Source organism: Vibrio sp. MED222, assembly GCF_000153005.1.
GTDB classification, from domain to species: Bacteria; Pseudomonadota; Gammaproteobacteria; order Enterobacterales; family Vibrionaceae; genus Vibrio; species Vibrio tasmaniensis_A.
In genome coordinates, this window is sequence record NZ_CH902607.1 from 549,927 (window position 1) to 563,483 (window position 13,557).

Annotated in this window: 13 protein-coding genes; 11 read left to right on the forward strand and 2 right to left on the reverse strand. The window is 43.2% G+C overall.

The features are described 5' to 3' along the window. The first annotated feature begins 82 nt into the window (after positions 1-82). Positions 83-949, forward strand: a complete 867-nt coding sequence (locus MED222_RS12510) for a fructosamine kinase family protein (protein ID WP_009846753.1) — start codon at positions 83-85, stop codon at positions 947-949. 56 nt (positions 950-1,005) lie between these two features. Next, positions 1,006-1,209 (forward strand): CPXCG motif-containing cysteine-rich protein, encoded by a 204-nt coding sequence (locus MED222_RS21910; protein WP_012603956.1) that lies wholly within the window; start codon positions 1,006-1,008, stop codon positions 1,207-1,209. 175 nt (positions 1,210-1,384) lie between these two features. Here MED222_RS21910 and MED222_RS12505 read toward each other — a convergent pair whose 3' ends face one another. Then, positions 1,385-1,996, reverse strand: coding sequence for a riboflavin synthase (locus tag MED222_RS12505; protein ID WP_009846754.1), 612 nt, complete (start codon positions 1,994-1,996; stop codon positions 1,385-1,387). A 161-nt stretch (positions 1,997-2,157) separates the two neighbouring features. Here MED222_RS12505 and MED222_RS12500 point away from each other — a divergent pair, with 161 nt between their 5' ends. Beyond that, positions 2,158-3,528: an MATE family efflux transporter gene (locus MED222_RS12500; RefSeq protein ID WP_009846755.1), complete on the forward strand. Its 1,371-nt coding sequence runs from the start codon at positions 2,158-2,160 to the stop codon at positions 3,526-3,528. 118 nt (positions 3,529-3,646) lie between these two features. Here MED222_RS12500 and MED222_RS12495 read toward each other — a convergent pair whose 3' ends face one another. Continuing rightward, positions 3,647-4,489 carry a DNA ligase gene (locus tag MED222_RS12495; RefSeq protein WP_009846756.1) on the reverse strand — a complete coding sequence of 281 codons (843 nt, stop codon included), beginning with the start codon at positions 4,487-4,489 and terminating at the stop codon, positions 3,647-3,649. 311 nt (positions 4,490-4,800) lie between these two features. Between MED222_RS12495 and MED222_RS12490 the strand changes: the two genes are divergently transcribed. The 8 genes from MED222_RS12490 to MED222_RS12455 all read left to right on the forward strand — a co-directional run bounded on the left by MED222_RS12490 (position 4,801) and on the right by MED222_RS12455 (position 13,468). Continuing rightward, a complete protein-coding gene (locus MED222_RS12490) occupies positions 4,801-5,130 on the forward strand; it encodes an STAS domain-containing protein (RefSeq protein ID WP_004733793.1) in 330 nt (109 codons plus the stop codon). Positions 5,131-5,192: 62 nt separating this feature from the next. Next, entirely contained in the window at positions 5,193-6,029 is an 837-nt protein-coding gene (locus tag MED222_RS12485; protein WP_009846757.1) for an OmpA family protein, read from the forward strand. Beyond that, positions 6,026-8,125: an SLBB domain-containing protein gene (locus MED222_RS12480; RefSeq protein WP_009846758.1), complete on the forward strand. Its 2,100-nt coding sequence runs from the start codon at positions 6,026-6,028 to the stop codon at positions 8,123-8,125. The genes MED222_RS12485 and MED222_RS12480 overlap by 4 nt, the downstream gene beginning before the upstream one ends. Then, positions 8,125-8,814, forward strand: coding sequence for a tyrosine-protein kinase family protein (locus MED222_RS12475; protein WP_009846759.1), 690 nt, complete (start codon positions 8,125-8,127; stop codon positions 8,812-8,814). The genes MED222_RS12480 and MED222_RS12475 overlap by 1 nt, the downstream gene beginning before the upstream one ends. A 580-nt stretch (positions 8,815-9,394) precedes the next feature. Next, on the forward strand, positions 9,395-10,387 hold the full coding sequence (locus tag MED222_RS12470) for an ABC transporter substrate-binding protein (RefSeq protein WP_009846760.1): 993 nt from the start codon (positions 9,395-9,397) through the stop codon (positions 10,385-10,387). A 147-nt stretch (positions 10,388-10,534) separates the two neighbouring features. Next, positions 10,535-11,434 (forward strand): ABC transporter permease, encoded by a 900-nt coding sequence (locus tag MED222_RS12465; protein ID WP_009846761.1) that lies wholly within the window; start codon positions 10,535-10,537, stop codon positions 11,432-11,434. Next, entirely contained in the window at positions 11,427-12,659 is a 1,233-nt protein-coding gene (locus MED222_RS12460; RefSeq protein WP_009846762.1) for a quaternary amine ABC transporter ATP-binding protein, read from the forward strand. The genes MED222_RS12465 and MED222_RS12460 overlap by 8 nt, the downstream gene beginning before the upstream one ends. Before the next feature lie 404 nt (positions 12,660-13,063). After that, positions 13,064-13,468, forward strand: coding sequence for an Hpt domain-containing protein (locus MED222_RS12455; protein WP_009846763.1), 405 nt, complete (start codon positions 13,064-13,066; stop codon positions 13,466-13,468). Positions 13,469-13,557: the final 89 nt, after the last annotated feature.

Consider the following 13,557-nt stretch of genomic DNA (forward strand, 5'->3'; position numbering starts at 1 on the left):
GTCTATAAATTGCTCAGATTTATCCTAAACTATTGCTAGTAAACAAACAGTATTTCTAACCTTCAGTCTTTGAGGATTTCCTATGTGGCAGGCCATTTCTCAACAACTTTCAGATACTCTTCTATTTAACTTCCAGATAACTGAACGTACCAAGGTTTCTGGTGGCGACATTAACGATTGCTATATGATTAGCGATGGTAACGAACGTTACTTTGTAAAAGTGAACCTGCGAGAATTTTTACCTAAGTTTGAAATTGAAGCTGAGAACTTACGCTTGTTAAGAGAAACTTCTACCGTTTATGTTCCTGAGTTGGTACTGATTGGTAAAACCAAAGAATGCTCGTTCATTATCCTTAATTACTTGCCGACCAAGCCGCTTGAAACAAGCAATAATAGCTATGACTTTGGCGTTCAACTTGCCCAATTGCATCAATGGGGTGAACAGAAAGAGTTTGGTTGTGACCAAGACAATTATATTGGTAGCACCCTTCAACCCAACCCTTGGCATAAGAAATGGGGGCGTTTTTTCTCTGAGCAACGCATTGGCTTCCAACTGCAATTGTTAAAAGAAAAAGGCATCGAATTCGGCGATATCGATGATATTGTTGATGTAGTGAATATGCGTCTTGCAGGCCACAACCCTCGCCCTTCTTTGCTTCATGGCGACCTTTGGAACGGTAATGTTGCTAACTCAGCCTTTGGGCCAATCTGTTACGATCCCGCTTGTTATTGGGGCGATCATGAATGTGATTTAGCGCTAACTGAACTGTTTGAAGGGTTTTCAAAAGAGTTTTATGAAGGTTACCAGAGCGTCAATCCACTCGACGTTGGCTATACTGAACGGAAAGACATTTATAATTTGTACCATCTTCTCAACCACTGCAATCAATTTGGCGGCGAGTATTTAGCACAAACTGAGGCGTGTATTCAGAAGATACAGGCCGTTTAACACCAATCACAGTTAGCTACTGAGATTAGTACAAGTTACAGTGAGGATAATTCGCCATGCATAAATACACAGAGAAACATGTTTCTTGCCCCCATTGTGGTCATGCAATTAGCATAACGCTGGATGCTTCTAATGGGAGCCAAGATTTTTACGACGATTGCCCTGCATGTTGCAATGCAATTCATCTGGACATGCAGGTTGATGAATTGAGAGACAGAATCCATCTCTCGATTGATGCAGACGACGAACAAGTTTTCTAACACCTACTCTCTTGTCGAGTTGGCTCTACACCTCGATTTAAAGCTACACCTCGATTTTGAAGCTAGCCCAGAAAAACACAAAAATAGAAAAAGAGCACTTAATGTGCTCTTTTTTAACATCTTCGATTTTTACTTAGTCAACGCTTTTAGGGCAAGTGTTATTGATGAACCGCTACTACGACTTCTGGTTTGCTAGCACGCGCTCAACAGTATCAACAATCGCTTGTGTTTGAGGATCAAACTCAATATTTACTTGGTCGCCTACTTCGCGGCTGCCAAACAAAGTGCGATTTAGCGTTTCAGGAATCAAGTGTACAGAGAAACGGTTCTCTTCCACTTCACCTATCGTCAATGAACAACCATCAACGCCAATATAACCCTTGCTCAATACATACTTCATTGATTCTTGTGGCAACTCAAACCAAAGCGTGCGGTTGTTTTCAGTCTTGATCACATCCACTAAGTTCGCCATCAACGTAATGTGGCCAGACATACTATGCCCGCCAATTTCATCACCAAATTTTGCGGCTCGCTCAACATTCACTTTATCACCAACAGTCAGTTGGCCTAAGTTCGTCAATCGCAATGTGGCTTGCATCAAATCAAAAGCAATGTGGTTTCCTGAAATTTCCGTTACCGTTAAGCAACAACCGTTATGAGCTACTGAGGCACCAATCGCTAATCCCTCAACCATTTCGTTGCTTAGCTCAATGGTATGAGTCTGAAACAACTCTTTTTTGTTTATAGCAACCAGTGTTGCCATTCCTTGAACGATACCTGTAAACATAAGATTCCTATTTAGCATTCTAATAACAGTTTTTCATAGCAGTTATTGTGACATTTCTTTATGATTCGTCCAGTGGAAGCTTAAGATCATTGTCTCTGATTCCTTCAGAATGTCCTTTCCTACACTATTATTCTAATTTTCCCTCTTATTTGGAGTTGTTTGTGCATCGTTACAAAGAAGAATCCTCGAATCTAATCAAACTTGCGACCCCAGTATTAATCGCATCTGTTGCACAAACTGGAATGGGTTTTGTCGATACCGTAATGGCCGGTGGTGTAAGTGCTATCGATATGGCGGCGGTTTCGATTGCAGCAAGTATCTGGCTACCATCAATCTTATTTGGTGTGGGTCTGTTGATGGCGTTGGTTCCTGTCGTTGCACAACTACATGGTTCTGGTAGACAAGTAAAAATTCCATTTGAGATTCAACAAGGTGCGTTTTTAGCGCTTGCCATCTCCCTTCCAATCATTGGCGTACTTTTTCAGACACAACTGATATTGGAGTGGATGGACATAGAACAACTCATGGCAGAAAAAACCATCGGTTATATGAATGCGGTGATGTTTGCTGTCCCTGCATTTTTGTTGTTCCAAACATTGAGAAGCTTTACAGATGGTATGTCTTTAACTAAGCCTGCAATGGTGATTGGTTTTATTGGCTTGCTATTAAACATCCCGCTTAACTGGATGTTCGTATACGGAAAGCTTGGCGCTCCCGCTCTGGGTGGTGTTGGCTGTGGAGTTGCAACGGCTATCGTATATTGGGTGATGTTTGCTCTGCTGTTCGCTTACGTTTTAACATCAAAGCGTTTGGCTAAAATCAATATCTTCGGTACGTTCCACAAACCTCAGCTCAAAGCACAAATTCGTTTGTTTAAACTAGGCTTTCCAGTTGCCGCTGCTATCTTCTTTGAGGTGACGCTATTCGCTGTTGTTTCTCTGTTGGTTGCCCCTCTTGGGTCTTTGGTTGTCGCCGCACACCAGGTTGCAATTAACTTCTCGTCACTGATATTTATGATACCAATGAGTATCGGTGCCGCCGTGAGTATTCGTGTTGGTCATAAGTTGGGTGAAAACAACACTGAAGGAGCGAAAATCGCGACACACGTGGGAATCATTGTTGGTTTAGTCACAGCCCTAATGACAGCTACATTGACGGTACTATTCAGAGAGCAAGTTTCGTTACTGTACACAGAGAATACGGCGGTAATTACTGTTGCAATGCAATTACTATTGTTCGCTGCAGTTTATCAATGTACTGACGCAATCCAAGTTATCGCTGCAGGGGCTTTGCGTGGATACAAAGACATGCGTTCGATCTTCAACATTACTTTCGTTGCTTACTGGTTGCTTGGTCTTCCTATTGGCTACATTTTAGGAATGAAAGATTGGATTGTTGAGCCTATGGGCGCGCACGGTTTCTGGGTTGGGTTCATTGTTGGTCTAACGTCTGCAGCTATTATGCTAGGTATGCGTCTGCACTGGATGCACAAACAAGACGACGATGTGCAGTTAGAATTTAGCTCTCGCTGAGTTCTAACTCACTCAACCGGTATCCCTGATATTGAATACGAAAAAGAGCTCTGATATTCAGAGCTCTTTTTCGTTTACTGTGTGTATGACTATATTGTACTGAACAATCTGATTGGTATTAATACTCACTCTTTTCTCTAACGAAGCGCGCAAACTTGGGTTTTCCATTTTGAGTAAAGCCATTGTAGCGAAAGGTAATACGGCTGCCGATCTCAGGCGGCGCAAGTCTCATTTGATCACTGAACCCGCTTCCGATATAAAACTCAACCCCTTCTTCCGTGTGAACCAAAATCGAACCCATCATCCCTTTATACTTCCCTGTCCCGCCTTTGTAGCCAATAACTGTGGCTTCGGCATCGTGATGCCTTTTTAGTTTTAACAGGTCATTGCTTCGACCTGCTTGATAACGACTGGTGATCTTTCTGAGCATCAAACCTTCGCCATTACGTTCATCGACATTGTCTAATTGATAAAACAGAGCTTCTTCATTTTGAATAGGTACATGTTCGATGTAGCTGACATGAGGTTCTCCAATCATACTTACCCAATGCAATATGTTGTAATAGCGCTTTTGATAATCGCCAGTCGCCCCTGGCATATCAAACAGCATCAAGTCTATTTGGCGCCACGCAACATCACTAGGTGTGTGATCGAGGACGGTAGATTGGACTAAGTGGAACTTTCCTCTTCCTGCCCAGAGCTCCCCTTCAAGGTGTACCTTCGGTAAGTTTTTTGTAAACCACTTCGGTGAGTAAATGCGATTCCCATTTCGAGTATAAAGGTGTTGTCCGTCCCAAAGAGCACGAATCCCATCAAGCTTTTCACTCTTCCAGTATTCAGAAACATCAATGCCTTGTTGGTATGTATTGGCCAGTACCAAATGGTCGGGAGGTAAATAGGATGAATGAGAAGAAAGCGAACACGCCCATAGAGTTGCTATCGCCAATTTAGTTAATCTCATCATCTGCTCCGTATTGATATCTGTAGTGCTCAACAAACGCCTTTAATCCTAAGCGTTCTGACACGTAGGTAGACAACCTTTGCTAGAAGATGCGATCCACACGCCAACCTTATTTAACTTTCAATTTCATTCATGCAATTAATGGCTTATGAGTCTCAAATGTTCACCCATTTTTAGTTCTCATATTGAGAAACCGACTTTCTCAATATGAGATAGAGATTAGCGATCGAGTTAAGTTTTTGAAAAATATAAACATAAAAGTTGGCACATTCAGTGCAGCTGTCCATACATACTCAAAAGGAGATATCGCTATGGAACTACGTAAGATTGATTTAAATACAACGACACTGACTCTTTCTATCTTCGGTGATTTAGATGCAGCAGGTAGCCGTGATGCTCAGACCGATATTGACGATGTAATCTCAAATGATGGCCACCCTGAAATCGAAGTTGATTTTAGCCAAGTTGAGTTTTTAGATTCATCTGGTGTTGGCGCAATTGTTTACATGTTCAAACGCCTAACTGAGCGAGAGCGCAACATGCGACTTGAAAATGTGACTGGCCAGCCTCTTGAAATTATGAACTTGCTACGTATTGGCCACGCTATCCCAGTAAATTCAAAAAATCCTACAAATTCATGAAGATCCACTAAGCTAGAAGTAACAAAACATAATAATAAAAAGTAAAAACATAGGACGTTGGCATGAAAATACTGAAAAACTACATAGCCCTTTCTCTGTCTGCTTTGGTTCTAGGTGGCTGTACTAGCTACCCTGAACAAGGCACCGGCGGTTTGGCTGAAAGTTATGACTCTATTAATTACCAAAATTCCGACTTTTCTCCTGTCATGCCAGACGAACCTCTTGGTCCTGAACACGGATTACGTTTTGATTGGCAACTGGCCAAATTACATCTTGATGCCTTGATTCAAGAAGGCGCCCGTTGGTGCTTCCCCGCTGCTGTTGTGCAAGCGATAGAGAAGCAAAATCGTATCGCTCGTGAACTACAAGGAGGCCTGCTTCTAGATGCGGCCAACGACCTAGTCATTCAAAGAAAACGCTTAAACGAACTTGAAGTCCAACTGGACTATGTGACCTCACAAGCCCGCTGTGAACCACCAAAAAATGAAAACCAATTTAGAATGCAATTGTCGGTTATCGAACAGTTGTATGACCTGCTTAATGTTGACAACCAATTCGCGGAAAACTCTACCGAAGTCAATCCCAAGTACATGGGAAGACTTGCCGAGGCGACCACACTACTGAATAAACATAAATCTCTAGACCTTGTTGTTACGGGTCATGCCGATGCTACGGGTACCGAAAAATTTAACGATGACTTAGCACTTGGACGTGCTAAACAAGTCGAACGTTACCTAACTATTTTTGGCTTAGGTGCTCAGCGAATTAAAGCCGTGTCTGTTGGTGAAACTGTCCCTCTTTTTGAAGGCGAATCAGACGGTACGCGTTTAACTAACCGCCGAGTGAGTATCGAAATTATCTCCCCTAAAAATGCCGAGAAAATGGGAGGTGGATTATGAAATTATTGATCGCTTTTATCATCACCCTATCGTTAAGCTTTACGAGTGTCGTGAATGCGAGCGAAGAGTTTTCAGACGCGGTTCAAGTCGGTGACCTTATCCAAGTTAACGTACCCGGTGAAAGTACGTTGAACACAGGGTTCCAAGTGGATAAACGTGGCCGCATTACCCTTCCTGAAGTTGGCGCCGTATTTGTTGCCGGTTATGACAGTGAGCAACTTAACAAAGTCGTTCTAGAATCACTGGCTACCGCTTATAAAGATCTTTCGAACGCTTCGGTGTACGTCAAAGAACAACAAATCATTATTTACGTTCAGGGTTATGTCGAACAGCCTGGCGAATACACACTGGCATTGGGTTCTAGCATCCAAATGGCGCTTTACGCAGCCGGTGGATTACGTCCAGGAGCACAACTGGACAAATTGATTCTTAAGCGAGGCGCGGACAAGAAAGAGTTTAACTACAAACGTTTCCTTGATTCAGGTGACGAATCATCGCTACCTAATCTGCAATCACTGGATTCGCTTTTTGTTCCAGCATCGCCATTAGTAGGCAATATTGAACAAGAGTTCGATGCAGCAAAGCTTGCTAACTCTGGTGACAGTGCTGACTCTCGCAATTCAATTAAAGTATTTGGCGAAGTAAATGCACCGGGGTCGTTCACTTATAAAGAGAGCACCGATCTTGTCGACGTACTAATGCGCTCGGGCGGTGTTACTCGTTATGCCAGTGTTGAGCAAATCCGAGTAATTTCAAACAACACGCCTACGCTGTTCAACCTTAAGCGTTATTTGGATTCTGGTGACGAAAGCCTACTTCCAATCTTACGCCCAGGTGCAACGATTTTTGTGCCGAAGCAAGAGGAAGAGATCAAATCCGGCGCAAACATGGTTTACGTTATGGGTGAAGTCGCTGCCCCTGGCGCTTTTGAAGGAAAGAGAGACGCTACCTTCATGGATATCCTTGCCAATGCTGGCGGCCCAACTCGATTTGCAGAGTCGCGTCAAATACGCGTAATCAAAGCGGATGGTCGAGTACTTAAATTCGATTTAGCGGCTTACACTGAAGGCTTGCCTAACTCTAACCCACCGAATATTAAAGCCGGTGACGCGATCTTTGTTCCTGAGAAAACCGACATGAACGAGAAATCTTGGTTAAAGATTGCACCAGACAGAGCAGTTAACGTGATTGGTGAGGTGAATCGACCTGGTCGTATAGAATGGTCAGATGAAATGAACTTCATGGGATTATTGGCACACGTCGGCGGCCCCACGCTACGCGCTGACACATCGAAAATTGAAGTCGTGACGGGTAGAAAGTTGGTTGTGTTTAATCTTGATGATTTCATCAGAAATGGTGCGCCACGAGATCTGATGCCACAAATTCGTGCAGGCTCTATCGTCCGTGTCCACGACTTGCCACAAGATCCGTCAGACAATAAATCTCAATGGGTACGTCAAAGCTCTGATGCTTCGATCTACATTTTTGGACAAGTGAATGCACCGGGTCGTTACCGCTTCACCAAAGACATGCACTTTCTTGACATTTTGTCTGCAGCTGACGGGCCTACTAAGGATGCCGATATACACAACGTGCGTGTGACTCACCGTGATAAAACCTACTCTAAAGTAAGCAAACTCAATTTATCGTTGTACTTCGAAACCGGTGACGAATCGTTACTGCCAAATGTAACCACAGGTGACACTATTTATATCCCAGAGAAAGGTAAAAACTGGTTAGATACACCGAAAGAAGAAACCGTTCGTGTGCTTGGTGCGATTAACAACCCAGGTCGCTATGTGTTTAACGACAACATGACCATTTTAGATATATTGGCAGAAGCGGCAGGCCCTACCGACAATGCTTACGTAGAGAAAATTACCATTGTGAATATGTCTTGTTGCCAAGGCCAAGCTCGTACCTTCGACCTTGTTGAATTCAGCAAAACAGCCAATATTTACAACCTACCAGTACTGCGCGCTGGTGACACTATCTACATCCCAGATCGCCGTGAGAGCTTTATGGAAAAAGCTCGTGTAGGTCTAGAAGACATATTACGTCTAACAACAATGATCGTCTTAATAGGAGCTTTATAATGACTATTTCAGCAATCCAAGCAGAAGTAGAACAACTGTATCTAGCTTCTGAACTTAACGGACAGAAATCGATTTGCGTGACTGCCTGTCATTCAGGTGACGGGGTAACCTCTATTGCAACTGCATTAGCCGAGCGTTTTCTCCTTGCTGGTCATTCTACGCTTTATGTTGACCTCAACTTATACAATCCTGCTTTTAAAGATTTGAACATGTTGGAAGACAATCAACAGGGACAGTTAATTGAACATGTCGAGTCTCATCGTACGTTTATCGGTGTCCCTGCTCCACAAATTGCATCAACGCAATTGGCTTATAAAGATCCGACAACGTTACAAAAAGTGGTGAACAAATGGTTAGACAAATACGATAGAGTCATCATTGATACCTCACCACTTCTCAACATAAACAAAGGCAACATTCCGGCGCAATCTGTCGCGAGTGCTTGTGATAGTACATTGATGGTTGTCGCCTATGGTGAAACCTCTAGTCACCACCTAGAGCAAGCGAAAAAGCTGCTTGATGCGCAGAGTATCAATCTTATGGGTTGTGTGATGAACATGAAACAAACACCTAGCTTTGCACAAGAGTTGGTAAGACAAATCAATCGCATGAAATTCCTTCCAACTAAACTTCGCGATAGCTTGGCCAATAAGCTTTACCAAAATGAGTTTTTAAACCTACCGATGTAACTTTTCTGTGCCACGATAGCTTTTTTGTACAACTATAGCTTTCTTGTGCAACTGCATGGCTGTCATTAATTCCTGACAGCCACAGTGCCTATTGGACTCACGCCAAAACACTCTAAAACCAAGTTGGATATTTTTGACGAAATTATTGTTAAAACTACGATTTTAAAAACCATTCAGCGCATTTCACGCACTTCAGACATGGTCTTACCACCTTTAAAACCCTTCAAAAATCAACCGCCCATGCCTAACTTTATCGGTAATGTGACACAGACGGTTAAAGTGCCATGTAAATCGCATCAAAGATGGAATTCGTACGATTATTCCCTAAGATTATAAATAGAGGTGGTTTTTGACGAATTTGTAATAGTTTGACAAAGTTATCCGATGGCTGTTGAAACACAGTGGATGAATTGGCAAATCACACTTCACTGACTTTGCACGTTTATCTATTCACACTTCACCCATCCCTCCTTCTGCTCAAATGGTTCAAATACACGGAAAGGATCACCATCGAGCAATTTAGATAATCAATTTACCTTGGTTACCTTAGTTGTATTATTAAAGAGAAAGGAAACTCAATATGAAATACAAGTTAAGCTCCGTATTTTTGTTAGTAGCAGCAGCCAGCGGTAATGCTAACGCTGGAGAATGTGGCAGCGTAACAATCGCAGATATGAACTGGAACTCTGCAACACTGATCGCCAATATCGACCAATTCATCCTAGAACATGGTTATGGGTGTGATGCCGAACTTATCCCTGGCGACACTATGCCAACAGGCACATCCATGATTGAAAAAGGCCAGCCTGATGTTGCACCTGAACTTTGGAGCAACAGCTTAAAAGACGCATTGGACAAGGGTGTCCAAGAAAAACGTCTTCGCTATGCAGGTAAAGCACTTGTGAATGGCGGTGAAGAAGGCTTTTGGGTTCCAGCTTACTTAGTTAAACAATACCCAGAGATGGCAACCATCGAAGGTGTACGTAAAAACGCTAGCTTATTTAAGCACCCTGAAGACCCAGATACATCAGCATTTTACAGTTGCCCAGCAGGCTGGAACTGTCAGATCAGTGCCGGAAACTTGTTTAACGCTCTTGAGCTGGAAGACAGTGGTTTCACGATTGTTGATCCAGGCTCGAGTGCCGGCTTATCTGGCTCTATCGCAAAAGCTTATGAGCGCGAAGAAGCTTGGTTTGGTTACTACTGGGCGCCAACTGCCGTTCTAGGCAAATACGACATGGTTAAAGTTGACTTTGGTAGTGGTGTTAATGAACAAGAGTTCTTAACTTGTACCACCAAAGAAGACTGTGATTCACCTAAAGCGACCATGTACCCGCCTTCACCCGTTCACACTATCACCACTGAGAGTTTTGCGTCACGTGCACCTGAAGCTTATGACTACTTCACTAAACGTGGTTTCACAAACGACAAAATGAACTCGCTGCTTGCTTGGATGGAAGACAACCAAGCCGATGGTGAAGAAGCAAGTCTGCATTTCTTGAGTGAATTCCCAGAAGTATGGCACCCATGGGTTTCTGAAGAAGTGGCTAAGAAAGTTGAAGCCGAACTGTAAAAGCTTGGTTTAACAACAAGTAATTACGCTTCAACAATAGAACAGAAATAACGTCGCTATACTTGATGTTATTCATGATTCGGAGCCCTTTTCATAGGCGATTACCTCATCGCATGAACAAGTGGCTCCGAACTATAAGGATATAAAATGGCTGACACCAATTGGTTATCAACCTTTCCAGAGATGGAACGCGCTGATTTACGAACCATAAAAAAGACGCTAGATGGCGCATACCGTGAATTCTCTCGTGAATACGGTGAAATGATTGAATCTCTATTTGACCCTCTTCTTTCATTCCTGGTTTGGTTTGAAAAACTTCTTATCTCAACCCCTTGGATTATAGTCCTCGCTGTTTGTACAAGCCTTGTCTACGCCGCGAGTCGCTCTTGGAAACTGGCTTTAGGTTGTGTCGCTTCCCTGCTCCTTATTGGTTACTTTGGTATGTGGGAAGACACCATGCGGACGCTTAGTATCATCACTGTGTGTACCTTGGTTTCGATATTCTTAGGCATTCCGATTGGCATTGCGATGGCTCGTTCGAATCGAGCGCAATCTATCGTTACGCCGATGCTTGATATCATGCAAACCATGCCGGCATTCGTTTACTTGATCCCAGTGGTAATGCTACTCGGCATCGGTAAGATTCCAGGGCTAATCGCCGTGGTTATCTACGCGATTCCACCTGTGATTCGTTTAACCAACCTAGGCATACGCTTAGTCGACAAAGAAGTATTGGAAGCGGCTACCGCTTTTGGTGCGAGCAAAAAGCAACGCTTATGGGGTGTTCAACTACCGTTAGCAATGCCAACGATCATGGCGGGTATCAACCAAACCATCATGATGGCACTGTCTATGGTTGTTATCGCATCAATGATTGGTGTTAAAGGCCTAGGACAACCAGTTCTTAAATCCATCACCAACCAATATTTCACATTGGGCTTGATGAACGGTTTTGCCATTGTTGCCCTCGCAATTCTTTTTGACCGCGCTTCACAGGCATACGCAAGAAGAACCAATGCGCATTTAGGAGGACTCAAGCATGACTAAACCATTGATTGAGATTAGTGGCCTATACAAAGTGTTTGGACCGAAACCGATGTCTGTTATGAACCGAGTTCAGAACGGCGAACACAAAGACCAGATTCTTGCTGACACGGGTCATACCGTTGGTTTGAAAGAGATTAACCTTGAGATTAACCGTGGCGAAATCTTCGTTATCATGGGGCTTTCTGGTTCAGGGAAGTCGACTTTGATTCGCCACTTCAACCGTTTGATAGATCCGACTCAAGGTAAAATCATGGTTGAAGGCATCGATGTGATGAGCCTCAATACCAAGCAATTAGAAGAGTTCCGTCGTCATAAAATGTCGATGGTATTCCAACGCTTTGGCTTAATGCCTCATCGCACCGTGGTAGAAAACGTTGCGTACGGTTTGGAAGTACAAGGTATCAAAAAAGAAGACCGTTTAGCGAAAGCCAATGAGTGGTTAGAAACGGTGGGGTTGAAAGGTTACGGCAAGCAGTACCCTGCCCAGCTTTCTGGCGGTCAACAACAACGTGTTGGTCTTTCTCGAGCTCTGTGTACTAATGCTGAAATCTTATTAATGGATGAAGCGTTTTCAGCGCTCGATCCTTTGATTCGAAGTGAAATGCAAGATCAACTCATTGAACTGCAAGAGAAGCTTCATAAGACGATTGTTTTCATCACCCACGATTTGGATGAAGCACTTCGTCTCGGCGACCGAATCGCAATTTTGAAAGATGGCGAGTTGGTACAACAAGGTACACCACATGAGATTCTGCTGAATCCAGCCGATGACTATGTAGAGGCATTCGTTAAAGACGTAAACCGTGCTCGTGCATTGACCGTTGAAACCGTTATGCAGCCCCCTCTCTATCGAATCACATCTGAAACGATTGAAGGTGCTTTGGCACAAATGAAGATGCTGAAAAATGACTACGCTTATCACGTAACGGATGAAGGCTATCAAGGTCTAGTCACACAAGAGAGCCTACAGGATGCAGTTGAAGATTCATCGGTGCATGACTTCAGTGAAGAGATATACGAAGAAGTTCCAGCCATTTTGCCTGATGCGGTGATTGAAGAAGTGCTACCAGACACTATGTCTTGTGACTATTCTCTTCCGGTTGTTGATGAGGACGGTAACCTAAAAGGTGAACTAGAGAGAAGCGCTGTTGCTGATATCTTCTCTGAAAGTAGCGAGGAAGAAGTAGAAACCGACCCAAAGCCAAAGATTGATAAAGCTTCGTAGTTCTACTTTTCGATATTTAAAGCACGGCTGTTTAAATTATCGCTATTTGGGTTATAGGGATGTGGGTTATAGCTACTTAGCTTAGCCCAAGCGAGTTAACCTGCTCTAAGACCACTGTTGTTAGTAACTGCAGTGGTCTTTTTTATGTGTATCGGCCTCGCTTTGTCCTGCACTCTCCCCTTTAAGCTTACTAGTACCCAGGCTAATAGGTGCCTAAGTTTATATTTCATAAGAGAAAACAAATTTAAATCAGTTCGTTAGGTTTGTCACAAACATAGTGGCAATTCGGGCGAGAAGGCAATTAATTGCTTTGTTTATAAGGCAAGCAGTTGAAATTATTCTAGAAAATGACTAAAACTTAATAGTACTCACGGATATTACGCTCAACAAAAGGACTTAGTTTGATGAATTCCACTTTAGCGTCAGACACAGCTGCACATCTAAACTCACAAGAAGTTAGCGAGCTTGTTGATGAAAGCGTTCTAGAGCAAATGATTCGAGATACAAGTGCGGATATTATCCCGATCTTGATCGACCATTATGTCGAAGAATCACAAACACGCTTGGTCGCCATAAAAGAGGCTGTCGCTCAGCACGACGCTCAAACACTTGAGTTCGAGGTTCATACTCTTGGCAGCACCGCACTCTCATTAGGTAATCGCCCTTTGGGTGAGTTAGCTCGCGCTTTAGAGAAGCAGTGTCTAGAACAGAGTCACGATGCGGCATTTCTGCAAGTTGACGAATTACTAGAACTCGCAGAGCGTTCAATCAAAGCCTTGCTTGACAGGAAACAGGCAGGCTTCAGTTAACTTTGGATGTTCAGATAAAAACTCAACATAGTCGTTATTAATATAGTCCCCATAAAGATGCGAACCAGTATGAGTAGCAATGCGGGAAA